This window comes from Hymenobacter sp. DG25B (assembly GCF_000801315.1).
Lineage (GTDB): Bacteria > Bacteroidota > Bacteroidia > Cytophagales > Hymenobacteraceae > Hymenobacter.
The window spans coordinates 2,591,507-2,607,210 of the sequence record NZ_CP010054.1; the positions used below are offsets into that span (position 1 = coordinate 2,591,507).

At 60.0% G+C, this 15,704-nt stretch carries 16 protein-coding genes; 11 read left to right on the forward strand and 5 right to left on the reverse strand.

The window, feature by feature from the left end:
* Positions 1-87: 87 nt before the first annotated feature.
* Positions 88-1,866, forward strand: coding sequence for a chloride channel protein (locus PK28_RS11070; RefSeq protein ID WP_044513849.1), 1,779 nt, complete (start codon positions 88-90; stop codon positions 1,864-1,866).
* A 14-nt stretch (positions 1,867-1,880) separates the two neighbouring features.
* Here PK28_RS11070 and PK28_RS11075 read toward each other — a convergent pair whose 3' ends face one another.
* Complete coding sequence (locus PK28_RS11075; protein WP_044516875.1) at positions 1,881-3,068, reverse strand: cation:proton antiporter; 1,188 nt, start codon at positions 3,066-3,068, stop codon at positions 1,881-1,883.
* A gap of 102 nt (positions 3,069-3,170) precedes the next feature.
* Between PK28_RS11075 and PK28_RS11080 the strand changes: the two genes are divergently transcribed.
* Positions 3,171-4,406 carry a BaiN/RdsA family NAD(P)/FAD-dependent oxidoreductase gene (locus PK28_RS11080; RefSeq protein WP_044513852.1) on the forward strand — a complete coding sequence of 412 codons (1,236 nt, stop codon included), beginning with the start codon at positions 3,171-3,173 and terminating at the stop codon, positions 4,404-4,406.
* On the opposite strand, the gene PK28_RS11085 is transcribed toward PK28_RS11080, so the two are convergent.
* A complete protein-coding gene (locus PK28_RS11085) occupies positions 4,403-4,678 on the reverse strand; it encodes a hypothetical protein (protein ID WP_044513854.1) in 276 nt (91 codons plus the stop codon). The genes PK28_RS11080 and PK28_RS11085 overlap by 4 nt on opposite strands.
* A gap of 173 nt (positions 4,679-4,851) precedes the next feature.
* On the opposite strand from PK28_RS11085, the gene PK28_RS19040 reads away from it, so the two are divergent.
* On the forward strand, positions 4,852-6,348 hold the full coding sequence (locus PK28_RS19040; protein WP_197070404.1) for a DNA integrity scanning protein DisA nucleotide-binding domain protein: 1,497 nt from the start codon (positions 4,852-4,854) through the stop codon (positions 6,346-6,348).
* A gap of 168 nt (positions 6,349-6,516) precedes the next feature.
* Here the strand turns inward: PK28_RS19040 and PK28_RS11095 are convergent, their stop codons facing one another.
* Positions 6,517-7,506 carry an aldo/keto reductase gene (locus PK28_RS11095; RefSeq protein ID WP_044513856.1) on the reverse strand — a complete coding sequence of 330 codons (990 nt, stop codon included), beginning with the start codon at positions 7,504-7,506 and terminating at the stop codon, positions 6,517-6,519.
* 159 nt (positions 7,507-7,665) lie between these two features.
* Here PK28_RS11095 and PK28_RS11100 point away from each other — a divergent pair, with 159 nt between their 5' ends.
* The 5 genes from PK28_RS11100 to PK28_RS11120 all read left to right on the forward strand — a co-directional run bounded on the left by PK28_RS11100 (position 7,666) and on the right by PK28_RS11120 (position 10,813).
* Positions 7,666-8,157 (forward strand): DUF4112 domain-containing protein, encoded by a 492-nt coding sequence (locus PK28_RS11100; protein ID WP_044513859.1) that lies wholly within the window; start codon positions 7,666-7,668, stop codon positions 8,155-8,157.
* Positions 8,158-8,216: 59 nt separating this feature from the next.
* On the forward strand, positions 8,217-8,666 hold the full coding sequence (locus PK28_RS11105; protein WP_044513861.1) for a hypothetical protein: 450 nt from the start codon (positions 8,217-8,219) through the stop codon (positions 8,664-8,666).
* A complete protein-coding gene (locus PK28_RS11110) occupies positions 8,663-9,337 on the forward strand; it encodes an SCO family protein (protein ID WP_156126358.1) in 675 nt (224 codons plus the stop codon). Before PK28_RS11105 ends, PK28_RS11110 begins: the two co-directional genes overlap by 4 nt.
* Positions 9,337-9,759, forward strand: coding sequence for a c-type cytochrome (locus tag PK28_RS11115; protein WP_044513863.1), 423 nt, complete (start codon positions 9,337-9,339; stop codon positions 9,757-9,759). The genes PK28_RS11110 and PK28_RS11115 overlap by 1 nt, the downstream gene beginning before the upstream one ends.
* A gap of 94 nt (positions 9,760-9,853) precedes the next feature.
* Positions 9,854-10,813 carry an enhanced serine sensitivity protein SseB C-terminal domain-containing protein gene (locus PK28_RS11120; RefSeq protein ID WP_044513865.1) on the forward strand — a complete coding sequence of 320 codons (960 nt, stop codon included), beginning with the start codon at positions 9,854-9,856 and terminating at the stop codon, positions 10,811-10,813.
* Positions 10,814-10,863: 50 nt separating this feature from the next.
* Here PK28_RS11120 and PK28_RS11125 read toward each other — a convergent pair whose 3' ends face one another.
* Positions 10,864-11,397, reverse strand: coding sequence for a DUF2062 domain-containing protein (locus PK28_RS11125; RefSeq protein ID WP_197070405.1), 534 nt, complete (start codon positions 11,395-11,397; stop codon positions 10,864-10,866).
* Positions 11,398-11,494: 97 nt separating this feature from the next.
* On the opposite strand from PK28_RS11125, the gene PK28_RS11130 reads away from it, so the two are divergent.
* From PK28_RS11130 to PK28_RS11140, 3 genes are all read left to right on the forward strand, one after another.
* Positions 11,495-12,433 (forward strand): YihY/virulence factor BrkB family protein, encoded by a 939-nt coding sequence (locus tag PK28_RS11130; protein WP_048825907.1) that lies wholly within the window; start codon positions 11,495-11,497, stop codon positions 12,431-12,433.
* 71 nt (positions 12,434-12,504) lie between these two features.
* Positions 12,505-13,893: a DEAD/DEAH box helicase gene (locus PK28_RS11135; RefSeq protein WP_044513869.1), complete on the forward strand. Its 1,389-nt coding sequence runs from the start codon at positions 12,505-12,507 to the stop codon at positions 13,891-13,893.
* Between the two features lie 295 nt (positions 13,894-14,188).
* Positions 14,189-14,545, forward strand: coding sequence for a low molecular weight protein tyrosine phosphatase family protein (locus PK28_RS11140; RefSeq protein WP_044513871.1), 357 nt, complete (start codon positions 14,189-14,191; stop codon positions 14,543-14,545).
* 6 nt (positions 14,546-14,551) lie between these two features.
* Here the strand turns inward: PK28_RS11140 and dinB are convergent, their stop codons facing one another.
* Positions 14,552-15,640: a DNA polymerase IV gene (gene dinB / locus PK28_RS11145; protein ID WP_044516886.1), complete on the reverse strand. Its 1,089-nt coding sequence runs from the start codon at positions 15,638-15,640 to the stop codon at positions 14,552-14,554.
* Between the last annotated feature and the right edge of the window lie 64 nt (positions 15,641-15,704).

Below are 15,704 nucleotides of genomic sequence, written 5' to 3' on the forward strand. Positions count from 1 at the left end.
TTGCAGTGGGTTTTATAATTTGTCCGTTATCGTTACAACGGGTATGCGCCTTATGCTACCTGTTCTCCGGAAGTGAATTAATTTCCCATGCCCAAAAGCATCGTTCATCGACTCCTGGGTCCACTGCTGTTGTGGCGCTTACGCTACATTAACGACCGGGCCTATCTTATTCTGTTGAGCGTGCTGGTGGGAATTATGGCTGGTCTGGCCGCCGTACTGCTCAAAAACTCGGTTCATTTTTCGCAGGACCTGATTTTTGCCTGGGTGCCGGAGCAGTACCGCGTGTTTGCGCTGTCGCTCTACCCCATTATTGGTATTTCGCTCTCGGTGCTATTCACGCGCTATGTGCTGGGCGGCACGCTAAGCCGGGGCATTGGCCCTATTGTGTACAACATTGCCCGCCAGAACAGTATTGTGCCGCGCAGCAAGCTGTTTTCGCAAATGGTGACGTCCTTTTTCACCGTCACGTTTGGTGGCTCAGCTGGTCTGGAGGCGCCTATTTCCGTTACGGGCTCGGCCATTGGCTCTAATGTGGCGCGTGTGCTGCGCGTGGGGAAGCGGGAAAGGCGGCTGCTGGTGGGCTGTGGCGCGGCGGCCGGCATTGCGGCCATCTTCAACAGCCCCATTGCGGGCGTTTTGTTTGCGGTTGAGGTTATTCTCTCGGAGCTTTCGGCCCCGTTTTTCATTCCTCTGCTCATTTCCTCGGCCACGGCTACAGTGGTGTCTAAGCTGCTATATGCCGGGCAGCCCTTCGTGCTCATTACCACCAGCTGGCCCGTGGAAGCCATTCCGTTTTACCTGATGCTGGCCATGTTCACGGCCCTGCTCTCGGTATATATGATACGGGTGTATTTCGCGGCCGAACGGTTTTATGAGCGGTGGCCCGGCGCCTACCACAAAATCCTGTTTGGCGGCCTGGCCCTGGGGCTGCTGGTTTTCCTGTTTCCGCCGCTGTACGGCGAGGGCTACAATATTGTGCAGCTGCTGCTGAGCGGGCAATCCAGCCACTTGGTAGACGGCTCCCTTTTCTCCGTGTACGGCGACGAAAGCGTGGGCCTGGTGCTACTGGTAGCCATTGGCAGTATGCTGCTGAAAGTGGTGGCCACCACGGTTACGGTAGGCTCGGGCGGCAACGGGGGCATGTTTGGCTCCTCGCTGTTTGTGGGCGCGCTGGCGGGTTTTGTGTATGCCCGCCTCATTAACCTGAGCGGAATTAATACCGTGCCGGAGGTGCACTTCATTGTGCTGGGCATGGCGGGCATGCTGGCGGGCGTTATTCACGCCCCGCTCACGGCCATCTTCCTCATTGCGGAAATCACGGGCGGCTATGCACTGTTTGTCCCCCTCATGGCCGTTACTTCTTTTTCTTACCTGATTACCAAGTACTTCGAGCCCTATTCCGTGTACACCCGCAAGCTGGTGAAGCAGGGAATTTACATGCACGCCGACCGGGACCGGGGCCTGCTGGCCCAGCTGGATCTGCACCACCTCATTCAGCGGGATTTTGTGAGCGTGCGCCCCGAAACCACATTGGGCGAGCTGGTGGATATTTTCCGGCACGCCACCCGCAACCTGTTTCCGGTGGTGAACAGCGAAGGCGAGCTGCAGGGCATAGTAACGCTGGATACGGTGCGCGATGCCCTCTTTGATGACGAGCACTACAAAACCACCCTGGTGCGCGACCTGATGATTCAGCCGCCCGCCATTGTAAACCCCGACGATACCATGCTGGACACCCTGCGCTGCATGGAGCAGGTAGGCGCCTGGGCCCTGCCCGTGGTAGACCGGGGCCGCTACGTAGGGTTCCTGCTGAAATCAGCTATTCTGGCCGGCTACCGGAAGCAGCTGATTAAGGAAACGGACTAGCACCGGAAACTCCATCAATATTCGCCCAGCTCCGGCTCCCGGCCGGCCAGCAGCAGCCCCACCATCATCATCACGCCAGTAAGCAGAATAACCACAAACAGGATATTCTCGCTGACCTCGCCGATGAGGTGCTGCTGGGGAATGCTGTAGAACAGCAACACACTAATCAACCCCTTGGGCGCAATAAAAAGCTCCGGCACCATGTCGGTGCGGGCGGCATAGCGCAGGTAGAAAAACCGGATCAGCGTGAGTATGCCAACAATCAGCAGGCCCTGCACGATAAGGCTTATATTCAGAACATTGGCCAGCGTAATAGAGAAACCGAACAGCAGGAAAAAGAACGTACGAATCAGGAAGGCAGATTCGGCAGTAATGCTTTTGAGCTGATGTACCTCAGCGGCCAGCCGCTCGGGGTGCACCAATCGGCGCAGCCAGCCTTTCAGGAAAACATCGGCGTTGTTCACGGCCAGCCCAAACGCCAGCACCAGCACCAACGACGACAGGTGAAACTTCTTGGCCAGCGAATAAATCAGAATCAGGAAGGCGAAAACCAGGAAAAACTTGACATGCAGCCGGATGCGGTGCAGCAGAAATGCCAGCGCTACGGTACTCACCACGGAAAGCACCAGCACGGCCACTACATCCCGTGAGAAGGTGATAACCGAGATGCCCTGCGCGAAATTATCCTGAATGGCAAAGTTGAAAAGCATAATGCCCAGGATATCGGAGAAGGTGCTTTCGTACACGATAAACTCCTGTTTTTCGCCCGTGAGGTTAGCCACGCTGGGTATAGCAATGGCGCTGCTGATAACGGTGAGCGGTACGGCATTGACCAGGCAGCTTTGAAACGAAGCGCCTAAATATGCTTTCAGGACGAGGGCAATGGCCACTGCCTGTACCACCAGCATGAGGGCCGCCGCAAAAAAAGCCCGCCGAATTAGGGGCGCTTTGCCCGCCTCCAGCTTCAGATCCAGGGCGCCTTCCAGCACAATCATAATCAACCCGATTATCCCGAAGATTTCCAGCACCACGGAGGGAATATTCAGGGAGGCATCGAAGTAGTCGGCGGCCTGGCGCAGGGCAATACCCGTGAGCAGCAGCATCAGCACCGAAGGCACCTTGGTGGCCCGGGCTGCCATATCAAACAGATAGGAGAGAATTACCGCAATACTCAGGTAAATCAGAATAGAATAAGGGCCCATAGGCGAAGTAAAGTTGGGTAGGATGTACGCGCCCCGGGCCGGAAAGGAGGAAAAATGCCGCACTTTACTGCCGCCAGGCATTGTATCTTGCTGCCCCGGGTGATGAGCAAACATACCATTTTGAAGGCGGAGGTAGTAATAGTAGGCGGCGGGCCGGCCGGGCTGCTGGCCGCGCAGCGCCTGGCCGAGGCGGGGCATCAGGTAGTGCTTTTTGAAGCGCAGGCCACCGTGGGGCGCAAGTTTTTGGTGGCCGGGCACGGCGGGTTTAACCTGAGTAATGCCGAACCGGAAACGACCTTTGCCACCCGCTACGGGCCGGACAGCGCCACCTTCGCCCAATTTCTGACGCACTTCTCCCCCACTGAACTACGCCGCTGGGCAACGGAGCTGGGCATTGAAACCTTTGTGGGCACCAGCGGGCGTATTTTTCCCCTGGCGGCGCACAAACCCGCCGACTTACTCCGCGCCTGGCTAACCCGCCTGCGGCAACTGGGCGTGGTGCTGCACACGCGGCACCGCTGGCTGGGCTTTGCGGGCAGCACCGGGCTACGCATACAAAATATTGCCTCCGGCGAAGAGCTGCTGGTGGAACCCAGGGTTACCCTACTGGCCCTGGGCGGCGCCAGCTGGGCCAAAACCGGCTCTGATGGCGCCTGGGTTTCGGCGTTGGAAAGTATTGGCGTGCCCTGTGTGCCGTTTGCGCCGGCGAACTGCGGCGCGGAAGTAGCGTGGTCAGCTTTCTTTCAGCAGAAAGTAGCCCGGGCGCCGCTTAAAAATATTGCCTTGACCTGCGGTGCCCAACGGGTGCGGGGAGAATTGATGCTCACGGAATATGGCGTGGAGGGCACCCCGGTATATGCCCTTACCCCGGCGCTGCGCCAGGAGCTGGCAACAGGCCCGCCGGCTACTCTCTGGCTTGATCTGAAACCCGACCTCACGGATGAGCAGCTGCTTAGCCGGCTGCGCGCCCCCCGGCGCGGTAAGTCCCTGGCCGATTTCCTGAAACAGGCCCTGCATCTGGCTGCGCCGGTGCCCACCCTGTTGCGCGAAGTGGCACCCACCGCCGCCACGGCCTCCCCTGAGGAGCTGGCCCGGCTGCTGCGCCACCTACCGCTTCCCATTACGGCCCTGCGCCCCCTGGACGAAGCTATTTCCACGGCCGGCGGAGTTGCCTGGGAGGCGCTTACGCCCGGCCTGATGCTGCGCCAGCGCCCCGGCACCTTTGTAGCGGGCGAAATGCTGAACTGGGAAGCGCCTACCGGCGGCTACCTTTTACAGGGGTGTTTTAGCACCGGCGCCTGGGCGGCCCAGGCCATGCAGGCGTATCTGTACGGTTAATCGGGCCGGGGGGCCAGGCGGGTACGTCTTTCTTCCGCCTCTTCGGCGGCGGCCAGAATGTCCTTGGCTTCCTCCAGCAGCCGCTCACCCTGGTCAAGGTGTTTGCGGTAAATCAGGGTAAAAAGAATGAAAAAGGACACAATGGGCAGCAGCCACCCCAGAGCAAACCAGAGCCAGAACGAGCGTCCGTAGCTATGCGCGCAGTAGCCCGTCGTGATGGGGATAAACGACATGGCACAGGCAAAACCCAGCAGAATATCAACAAAAAACATGGTGGCAGCAGTTGATAGGCGCGCAAGGCGGCTCTTGTCTAATTTACCCAAATTGTAACGGCAATGCAAGTGCCGCCCTGGTTTTATACGTTGCTAACCTGCGTTGGGTGAAATGGTTGCCGGTAAATATCTGCTACCTCCGTTACCTTTCGGGACTTTTGCCGTAGGTATGCGTGCACTATGCCTTATTGCCGCCCGGCGGCCGCTCACCGTTGCCCATGTGGGATTCTCAGAAAAGCCTTTTCCGCGTCTCAGCCCAGCTCTTTGCCGAAGGAATCTTCAACCTGCTTGACCGCAACCTGCGGCCCGAAGTATTTCTGCTGGGCCTGGCCTCCGCCAAAGAAGGGGCTGAACCCGGGGCCGTAGTGGTAGAGCCCCCCACCCACCGCTACCAGCCCGTGCACTTTCAGGGCGTGAAAGAGCGTGCGGCCCTGCTGGAGCCGGAAGGCCCGCGGGAAGTAGTGTATCACCTGCACCCGCTGGACCATGACCGCTACGAAAAAAACCGTTGGTATGGCCTGCTGCGCCGCTCGGTAGCCGAAACCGTAGCCTCGCTGGAGACAGCTACCGAGGAGCCCCGCGTGTCCTTCTGCTCGTTGCCGGTGACCGTAGATGGCTATCTGGTGCTGGTGGTGGTGCAAATGAACGCCGAGGCTTTTCGCAGCCACTATGCCCTGCCGGCGGTGCCCAGCGGGCGCCCGGGCTCCCTGCTGCAAGCCACCGCGCAGGAGTTTCTCATTGACTGCACCCGCGCCCTGCGGGAAACCGACGGGGACGAAGACCGTCCCATTCTCGACCGGGATTATAACGAGCTGCTGCGCGCCGCCGGCCGCCGCTTTATGCTGGGCGTAGCCAACGGCACCCACGGCCTCTACGATGCCTGCAACGGCGTGGCCGCCCTGCGCCACGAGGGCGACGAAGGGATTGGCCTGATGGTAATTGCCCGGCGACATCACCAGGCCATTCAGCCCATTCTGACGCTGGAAGCTCCCATTCCGCTCCGCGACCACCGCTCGGTGCGCAAGCTTCTGGAGCTCAGCGAAGACAAAGCCGCCCTTATTACGGATGCCACCAACCTGTTTGGGCTGGGCCGGGTGGTAGAACCCGACGACCCGCGCCACGAGCCGCTGTTTACGGTGCACTTCACCAAGCACTACAGCTGGGATTTAACCCACAATGGCGAGGTGATGATGCGCGTAGTATCGAACACGCCGCGCCTGCCCCGCTCCCGCGTGGATGAGTATAATTTTGAGCGCGCCATTCACCGCAACTGGCCCAACCTGCCCCAGGCCGATATTCAGCACCTTTGGTCGCTTACCCTGAGCGCCACCTCCCAGCCCACGGGCACCATTCTGCTGATATCGGAAGGGGCTACGCACGAAGCGGCCCGGCTTTCCAACCAATGCTACCGCATTACGCCCTGCCGCATCAACCCCAGCGTCATGCGCCTCATAACCAATATTGACGGCGCCGTGCTCATTGATCCGGCCGGTACCTGCTTTGCCATTGGCGCCATTCTGGATGGCCTGGCCACAGCTAAAGGCGACTCCTCCCGCGGCTCCCGCTTTAACTCCGCGCTGCGTTATGTGGAAAGCAGCCGCTACCCCTGTTTAGCTATTGTGGTGAGTGAGGATGGCTGGATTGATTTACTGCCGCCGCTGCAGAAATGAGTTGCCAGTTATCGGTTGCGAGTTGCCGGTTGATAGTTGCCGGTTGATAGTTGCCAGACCAGATGATAAAAAAAGCCTTTCCTGGACGGAAAGGCTTTTTTTATCATCATTCGTCATGCTTGAAAATACTCCTATACTGGCAACTATCAACCAGTAACTCGCAACTGTCTAGCCGTTTACGGATTTCATCATTTCGGCCGGGTAGCGGGAGCCGGCCGCGGCGCCCTGCGGGGCAATGGCGTCAATGGCCTGCAGGTCGGCGGGGCTGAGCTGTACGTTGAGCGCACCTACGTTTTCTTCCAGGTTTTCCACCCGTTTGGTGCCGGGAATGGGCACAATGTCGTTGCCCTGCGCCAGAACCCAGGCTAGTGCCAGCTGGCCGGGCGTGCACCCTTTTTCGGTGGCCATTTCTTTGATGCGCGCTACTAAATCCAGGTTACGCTGAAAGTTCTCGCCCTGAAAGCGGGGCGTGAAGCGGCGGTAGTCATCGGCGGCCAGGTCCTCAAACTTCTGAATCTGGCCAGTGAGGAAGCCCCGGCCCAGCGGTGAGTAAGGCACAAACCCAATACCCAGCTCCCGGCAGGTTTGCAGTACACCATCCTCGGGGTCGCGGCTCCAGAGGGAGTATTCGCTTTGCAGCGCCGTAATGGGGTGCACGGCATGGGCGCGGCGCACGGTATCCGGCGCGGCCTCTGATAAGCCCAGGAAGCGCACTTTGCCTTCTTTCACCAGCTCGGCCATGGCACCCACGGTTTCCTCAATGGGCGTAGTGGGGTCTACCCGGTGCTGGTAGTACAGGTCAATGTAGTCGGTTTTCAGGCGGCGCAGACTGGCTTCGCAGGCCTGGCGCACGTACTCCGGGCGGCCATTGATGCCGCGCTTGGAGGGGTCGTTCGGGTCGCGCTGAATACCGAATTTAGTGGCTATAACCACCTGCTCGCGCTGCCCGGCAAAGGCCTGGCCCAGCAGCTCTTCGTTCACGAAGGGGCCGTACATGTCGGCAGTATCAAAAAACGTAATGCCCAGCTCCACGGCGCGGTGCAGCGTGCGCGTGCTTTCGGCATCGTTGCGCTGGCCGTAAAAATCAGACATGCCCATGCAGCCAAGGCCGAGGGCAGATACTTGCAGGCCATTCCGGCCTAAAGTGCGGGTTTGCATAAGTAGGGAACTAATGTGAGAAGTGAATAAGTAAGCCTGATGAAGCTGGCAGCGCCGGCATAACCTTATACTATAGGAACGCCGTTGAAGGGCACATGTTCGGCGACGCTGCCGCCTTTGCCATAATTCTGCTTTTCTCTCACGTACCACCCGCCGCCCATGCCTAGTCCTCCTACTTTCTCCAATGATGAGCGCCTGCGGTGGGTAGAGCGGGTGGCCCGCCTGATGGACAGCCAGTTCCGGCTGCCAGGCACCTCTTTCCGCTTCGGGCTGGACCCGCTGCTGGGTTTGATTCCGGTGGTCGGCGACCTGTCTACCTTCGCGGTGTCGGGGGTGCTGTTGCTGACTATGATGCGCCACGGCGCCAGTGGCCAGCTGGTGGTGCGTATGGCCCTCAACATTCTGCTGGACACGGTTATTGGTGCTATTCCGCTCATTGGCAACCTATTCGACTTCGCCTATAAAAGCAACGACCGGAACGTGGAGCTGCTGCGCCGCCACTACGCCGAGGGCAAGTACAGCGGCAGCGGCAAAGGGCTGATTGCGGTAGTTACCATCTTATTTCTGGCCTTCTTTGCCTTGTTGTTCTGGGGGCTGTGGGCCGGCACGGCCTGGCTGTGGAACTACGCCCACCTGCGCCACGCCTGGTAGCGCCACGAAATCCGGCTCCTGGGCACCGCTGGCAAGCAAACGTGCCGTACCTTTGCGGCGTGAAAAGTTCTCTGTCCATTTTCCGCCCGGCGGCGCTGCTTTTGCTCCCGCTACTGGCCGCCTGCTCGCCTTCGGCGGATGCACCCGCGCAGGAAGCTGCCGCCGAAAAACGTGTGCTGGCCGCGCACGACTCCCTGATGATGCGCATGGACCAGCTCTACACCAAACGCCAGGAGCTGCAAAAAGCTGCTTTGCCGGATACGGCCGCGGCCGGGCGCCAAAAAAGAGCGCTGCTGGCGGCAGAAGCTGCCATGATGGACTGGATGCACCAGTACCGCCGCCCCGCCGATACCGTAGGGCACCTGCGCAAAATGGTGTACTACACGGTGCAGCAACACCGCATTGACTCCGTAGCGCAGCTGATGAACACCAGCCTCGATTCGGCCGAGGCGCTGCTGCAGCGACACACTGCTCCTTCCGCTTCTTCCTCCACGCCACCTACCCCATGATGCACCGCTTTTTCCGCCGTGGCCTGTTGGCCGTGGCCAGCACCCTGCTGCTGGCTTCCTGCTCCGAAAACAAGGCCGATAAGGCCACCACTCTGCCCTACATTGGGGAGCATGATGTGCGCGCCCGGCCCGATGGCGGCCCCGCCGATACCATTTACGCCACCATCCCTCGTTTCACGCTCACCAACCAGGAGGGCAAAACGGTAACCACGAACAGCCTAGCGGGCAAAGTCTACGTCACAGATTTCTTTTTTGCTACCTGCCCCAGCATCTGCCCCAAAATGCAGAGCGAAATGCTGCGCGTGTATGAGCAGTATAAGAACAACCCGCGCGTGGCCTTCCTGTCCCACACCATTGACCCGGCCCACGACTCCATTCCCGTTTTGCGCGACTATGCCGAGCGCCTGGGCGTGACCAACGCCAGCCAGTGGCAGTTTGTAACGGCCCCGCACGACACCATCTTTGCCCTTGCCCGCGCTTACATGACGGGCGCCGAAGCCGACAAAAAAGCGGCCGGCGGCTTTGCGCACAACGGCACGTTTGCCCTGGTAGACGGGCAGCGCCACGTGCGCGGACTCTATGATGGCATGAACCCCAAGGAGGTAGACCGCCTGCTGCGGGAGCTGCCCGTGTTGCTGGCCGAAGAAGCTGCCAAACAACCAAAGCCCTAATGCCTGCCGCCATCCACCTGTTGCGGGGCGCCGCCATAGCTGCGGCTATCTGGCTGCTGGCGGGCTGCTTTACCAACAAGCAGAACGAAGGCGCGCGCCTGTACCAGGAGCACTGCTCCAGCTGCCACGGCGAGCAGGGCGCCGGCCTGCGCCGTTTGATTCCGCCCCTGGCCGGTGCCGATTATTTATCAAAGAACAGGGCCGCGCTGCCATGCATTGTGCGCAAAGGCCAGAAAGGCCCGGTGGTGGTGAATGCCGTGGAGTATAACCAGGTGATGCCACCCCACGAGGACCTGACGGACTCCCAGATTACCAACATCTTGAACTTCCTGCAGCAGTCATGGGGCAACAAAGGCGAGCCGTACACCATCCGGGAAGTATCGGAACTATTGGGCGCCTGCCAGGGCAGCGACGGCCGCTAAGGGTACTTTTCGCATCATTTTCCCATGCCTTTTGCCGGTAGTTTTCGGGCAGAATGGCTAGCTTGGGTCACCTTTTCATTCGCTACGCATTACCATGGGTCTGTTTGACTTCCTGAAATCCAAGAAACCCGCTGAGCCTACCCCGGCCGCCACGCCTGCGTCTTCCGCGCCTGGCACCCCAGCGCCCGAGGCAGCCGGCCCCCGCTATAAGCGCCCCAACTATACCTCGCCTGCTCCTGTTGAGCTGCCGCTGCCGCCTCTGCCGCCGATGAAGCAGCCCATCATGCCTCCCATGCCCACCTTCGAGCCGAACAATGCGCTGGAAGCGGCCCTGCTGCAGGCGGCGCAGGACCCAAACTCCCGGGCTTTGTTCTACCGGGAGCTGTTGCGCCAGAACCTGGTGGTGCTCCCGGCTTTTGAGGAAGAGAACCCCGCCACCGGCCTCATTATTCCCGAGCCCGGCATGCAGATTCAGCTCCAGGTGCTGAATGATGGTAAACTGCCGGTGTTCAGCTCCCTGGACCGGGTGTATGAGAATGGCGCCGTGAGCGGCGACGTAGCCTACATGCTGATTTCGGGCCTGGATTATTTCCGCATGGTGCAGGGCGCCGAATGCGTGCTGAACCCTTTCTCGCCTTTTGGCAAGCTGCTGACCGTACCGGAGCTGGAAGATTTGCTGGCCGGCAACCTCTCGGGCGCCGATGAGGAAGAGGACAGCTCCCTGGCGGATAAGCGTGTTTCCCTGGACCAGCCCGCCGAGCGGCCCGAAGCATTGATTCATGCCGTACGGATTTTCGGCGCCTCGCACCCCGCCATTGAGTCCGTGTACCTCGCGCAGCTAACCGTGGAAGATAACCCCGCGCCGCCGCGCCTGCTGCTGGGCTTCATCATTGATAATGAAGACACCAGTCTGTTCCCGGAAATGGGGCCCATTTTGCAGGGCCATCTGCAGCAGGACCAAACCATTGACCTGATGCTGATTAACCCCTCCGCCGAGGACCCGCTGGCCAACTACTTCCGCGGAACGGAGCCCATTTACCAGCGCGGCTCTTAATTTTCAAATCTCCACTAAAAAAAAGCCCCCGCTGCAAACGGGGGCTTTTTTTATGCACTTTGAACCGCCTTCGCTTTTTGCCGGGCGGCCAGACGGGAAAACAAGGGCCGCAGCACTACAAACAGCAGCGGCACCATTAAGGCCGAAAGGCCCAGCCAGAGCAGCAGCGCCCCCAGCTCAGCGCGCCACAGCACCTGCAGGCCCCCCGCCCAGTCATTGGCAAAATAATGGCGCAGCTTTTCCAGGGTAAGGCCCGAGCTTTTGCTGTTGGATATCAGTTTCTCGCCCCATTGTAGCAGCGGAATCATGAGCAGCAGCTGCAGGGGGCTTAATAAGTGGCTTATCAGTAGCAAAGCAGCCACATTCAGGCGCAGGCGCACGGCGGTGGCCGTGGCCAGCAGCGTAGTTACGCCCAGTAGCGGCACCAGCCCACAGGAAAAAGCCAGCGCCACCGTGAGGGCCAGCTGCCGGGGCGAAAGTCCCTGCCGCAGCAAATTCAGCAGTGGCTCCAGAACGCGGCGCCGAAACCAGCCGGACCGGGGCAGTGGCGTTGTGGAGGAAGAAGCAGATTGCAAGTCAGACAAAATACGGGTGGGCTGAGGGTATAGGCAGATGAGGCGCGGCCGCGTATCTTCGCGCCACGCACCCACGGCCCGCCGCCGACAGACGGTAGCGAAGCCCATGACAAAAGTACGCGAGCCAGGCGAGCCTCACCCCAAAGCCTGGACGGATTTCTTTCTGCTGCTGCACCGCGCCGGCCGGGTGCTGGCCGCCAACGACCCGCTGCGGCTGGGCGCCGCCACGGCTTTCTTCACCACGTTTGCCCTGCCGCCCATTCTCATCATTCTGGTGCAGATTATCGGCTCTTTCTACTCTACCTCCCTGGTGCGCGGGCTGCTGTTGGTGAAACTTTCGCACCTGCTGGGCTCCTCGGCCGCCGAGCTGGTGCAGCAAATTCTACAGAACGTATCCAACGTAGAGCGCAGCCGGCTGGTCACGTGGCTGGGCTTTGGGTTTCTACTGTTTATTGCCACTACCCTGTTCGTGGTCATTCAGAACTCGCTCAATCAACTCTGGAGTATCCGGCCCCGCCGGGCTACGCACAAGCTGCAGAAACTCCTGAAAGAGCGGGCCCGCTCCCTGGGCGCGCTGCTGGCCACGGCCCTGCTTTCGGTGCTGGCCTTTGCCTCCGATACCGGCCTGGCCCTGTTTGCCGATTACATCAAGGATTTCGACCCCACCTTCGGCTACTTTGTGCTTCAGGTGCTGAATCAGCTGGTTTCTTTGGTGATTCTTACCGCTTGGTTTGCCGCCACCTTTCGCAACCTGAGCCTGGCCAAAGTGCCGTGGCGGGCGGTGCTGCGCGGGGCCCTGCTCACGGCCGTACTCATTGATTTGGGCGAGTTTGTGCTGGGCCACCTCCTGGTACCGCGCAACCTGGGGCCCATTTACGGGCCGGCGTCAAGCATTGTGCTGGTGCTGCTGTTCGTGTTTTACTCCGCTATGATTTTCTACTTCGGGGCGTGCTTTACCAAGGTGTATGCGCACTACATTGGGGTCGATATCCGGGCTAAAAAATCAGCAGTGCGCTATCGGCTCCTGGATGTAGCCGACGAGTAGAGAGACGCCAGTTAACGCGAAAAGCAGCGGCTCCGTAAATCTGCCCTACCTTTGCAGCAAATAACCCGTGTATGTCTACTGCTACTTTCGCCGACCTCGGCCTCGCTCCTTCCTTTCTGCAGGCCCTGGAGGAACTGACTTTTACCACCCCTACCCCCGTGCAGGAGCAGGTAATTCCGTTGGCGCTGGCCGGGCAGGACATTGCGGGCCAGGCCCCCACCGGCTCGGGTAAAACCGCCGCCTACGGCCTCTCCGTGCTGCAGCAGCTGGATGTAAAGCAGGATGCCGTGCAGGTAATTGTGCTGGTGCCCGCCCGCGAGCTGGCCCTGCAGGTGCGCGACGCCCTCAAGAAGCTGGGCAAATACCTGCCTAACCTGCGCGTAGCCGCCTTTTACGGGGGCCACGCCTTCCGCGAAGAAACCCAGAGCCTGAAGCAGGCCCCGCACGTGGTGGTAGCCACCCCCGGCCGCCTGCTCGACCACTTTGAGCGCCGCACCATTATCCCTAATCAGCTGAAAATTCTGGTGCTGGATGAAGCTGACAAGCTGCTGGAATTGGGCTTTCAGGATGAGCTGGTAGAGATTGTGAAGCGCCTGCCGCGTCGCCGCCAGACGTTGCTGTTCTCGGCTACCATGTCGGATAAAGTGGTGGATCTGATTCGCAAAAACCTGACCCGCCCCCGCGTGATTGACGTGGGCCAGGACGATGACCGCCTCCCCGAAAACCTGCGTCTGCTGGGCCATGTTGGCACCCTGGAGCAGAAGCCCGCCGCTCTGCTGCACCTGTTGCACCAGCCCGAAACCGGCCGCGCCCTCATCTTCTGCAACACCCGCGACCGGTGCGTGGAGCTCACCCGCTTTCTGCAGGGCCGCGGCGTAGCCGCTGAAGTACTGCACGGCAAAATGCCCCAGCCCGAGCGCGACAAAGCCCTGCTTAAGTTGCGCAACGGCTCCAGCCAGGTACTGGTAGCCACCGACGTAGCCGCCCGCGGCATTGACGTAACGCTGCTGGACACCGTGATTCAGTATGATGCGCCGGATAAGGCTGATGGTTTCCAGCACCGGGCCGGCCGCACCGCCCGCGCCGGCGCCGAGGGTACCGCCCACATTTTGGCCACGCCCAAAGAGCAGGCACACGTGCAGAAGTGGCCCATTGCCGCCAGCATTAAGTGGGATGTCATCAAAGCACCTAAGCTGCCCCCGGCCGCACCCAAAGCGCCCAAGCCAACCAACGTAACGCTGCACATCTCCGCCGGCAAAAAGGAGAAGGTGAGCATCCACGATTTGGTGGGCACCTTTATGGCGCACGGCGGTCTGGAGCGCGACGCCGTGGGCCACATCGAAGTATTCGACCACTACAGCTACGTGGCCGTGCCGCGCCAAATGGCGGCGGAAGTGGCCGAGCGGGTGACCGGCGCCAAAATCAAAGGCCGGAAAATCCGGGTTTCGGTAGCGGAATAATCAGCAGGTAAACTTTACTGGCATAACTCTCTTTGGCTTAGCTGAAAGATAAGCTGATCAGTAATTCCTGTCATCCTGAGCTTGCGAAGGACCTTTTTATGGCTGAACGACTCGCATCATAACGACTCATTCCAGCGGGAGAAAGGTCCTTCCTGCGTCAGGATGACAAACAACAAAAAATCGGATTCCGATACACATCAAAATTATGAGCTGACCTCTACCATACGTGCTGTATGGTAGAGGTCAGTTTGATTTATATAAATTCTTCTCCCAACGGAGGTTATTGAGTTTCAGCATGAGCAACACCCATCAGCTACTCTTTATCTGCAGCCAGAACCGTTGGCGCAGCCTTACGGCAGAGCGGCTTTTTGATGGGCATTCGCACTATGAAGCCCGCTCGGCCGGCACCGAGCCAGGTGCCCGGGTGCGCGTCACGGCCGGGCATCTGGGTTGGGCCGATACCGTGTTTGTGATGGAGCGCCGGCATGCGGATATTCTGCAGCAAAAGTTTGGGGCTGAGCTGGCCGGCAAAACCATCATAAACCTCCGCATCCCGGATAAATTCCAGTTCCTCTCGCCGGTGCTGCAGGAGCTTTTGCGGGAGCGGCTGGCGGAGCACCTCGGGCCGGACGTTTGGCGGCAGCAAAGGTAAATTCCTTTACAGGTTGAGACGCAGCTGCTGCCCAGCTATAGGCTCCGTGGCATCCAAAGAAGAAAGGGAAACACCCAGCAGGCGCACGCCTTTTACCAGGGGTAGAATACCAAGAAGCAGCTCATTGCTGACCTGCTGAAAAGCGGACTGCGTGGTGAGCGGCACACTGAAAGTGCGGCTGCGGGTTATCACCTGAAAGTCAGTGTATTTGATTTTGACCGTTACGGTGCGGCCCCGCACGCCCATGCGCTCCGTGGTACCCCAAACGGATTGAATTTCAGGCTCCAGGCCCGCCAGCAGTTCCTCGGTGGTCATCAGATCCTGGCCAAACGTGTTTTCGGAGCCGATGGACTTGCGGACCTGGTCGGCTTCTACGGGGCGGTGGTCCTGGGCGCGGGCCAGGCCATAATAGTAGCCGCCGGCCTTGCCAAAGTGCTGGCGCAGGAAGGCTTCCGACTGCTGGCGCAGATCAAGGCCGGTGAAGATACCCAACTGGTTCATGCGGGCGGCGGTTACCGGACCAATGCCGTGAAACTGCCCCACGGAAAGCGCCTCCACAAACGCCGGCCCCTGGTGCGGGCGGATCACGAAGAGCCCGTCGGGCTTGCGGTAATCGGAGGCCAGCTTAGCCAGCAGCTTGTTGTAGGAAACGCCGGCCGAGGCCGTCAGCTGCGTTTCGGCCCGGATGCGCGCCCTGATTTGCCGGGCCAGCTCCGTGGCCGTGGTATGCTGGTCCTGCAGGGTATGCGTTACGTCCAGGTAGGCTTCATCGAGGGAAAGCGGCTCAATAAGGAGCGTGTAGTCTTCCATAATGGCCCGCACCTGCCTGGAAACAGCTTTGTATACATCGAAGCGGGGCTTTACGAAGATAAGCTCGGGGCATTTGCGCTGGGCAATGGTGGAGGGCATGGCTGAGCGCACCCCAAACTTACGGGCCTCGTAGCTGGCGGCGGCTACTACGCCGCGCTGGCGCGGGCTGCCCACCGCTACGGGTTTGCCGCGCAGCTCGGGGTTGTCGCGCTGCTCCACCGAGGCATAGAAAGCATCCATGTCCAGATGGATGATTTTGCGGGTATCGGGGTGCTCGGTGGCCATAGTATGGAAGAGCCCAAAGATACGCCGGCCCATGCAGGATTCCGCAGCGCGGATGGGCGTAGCC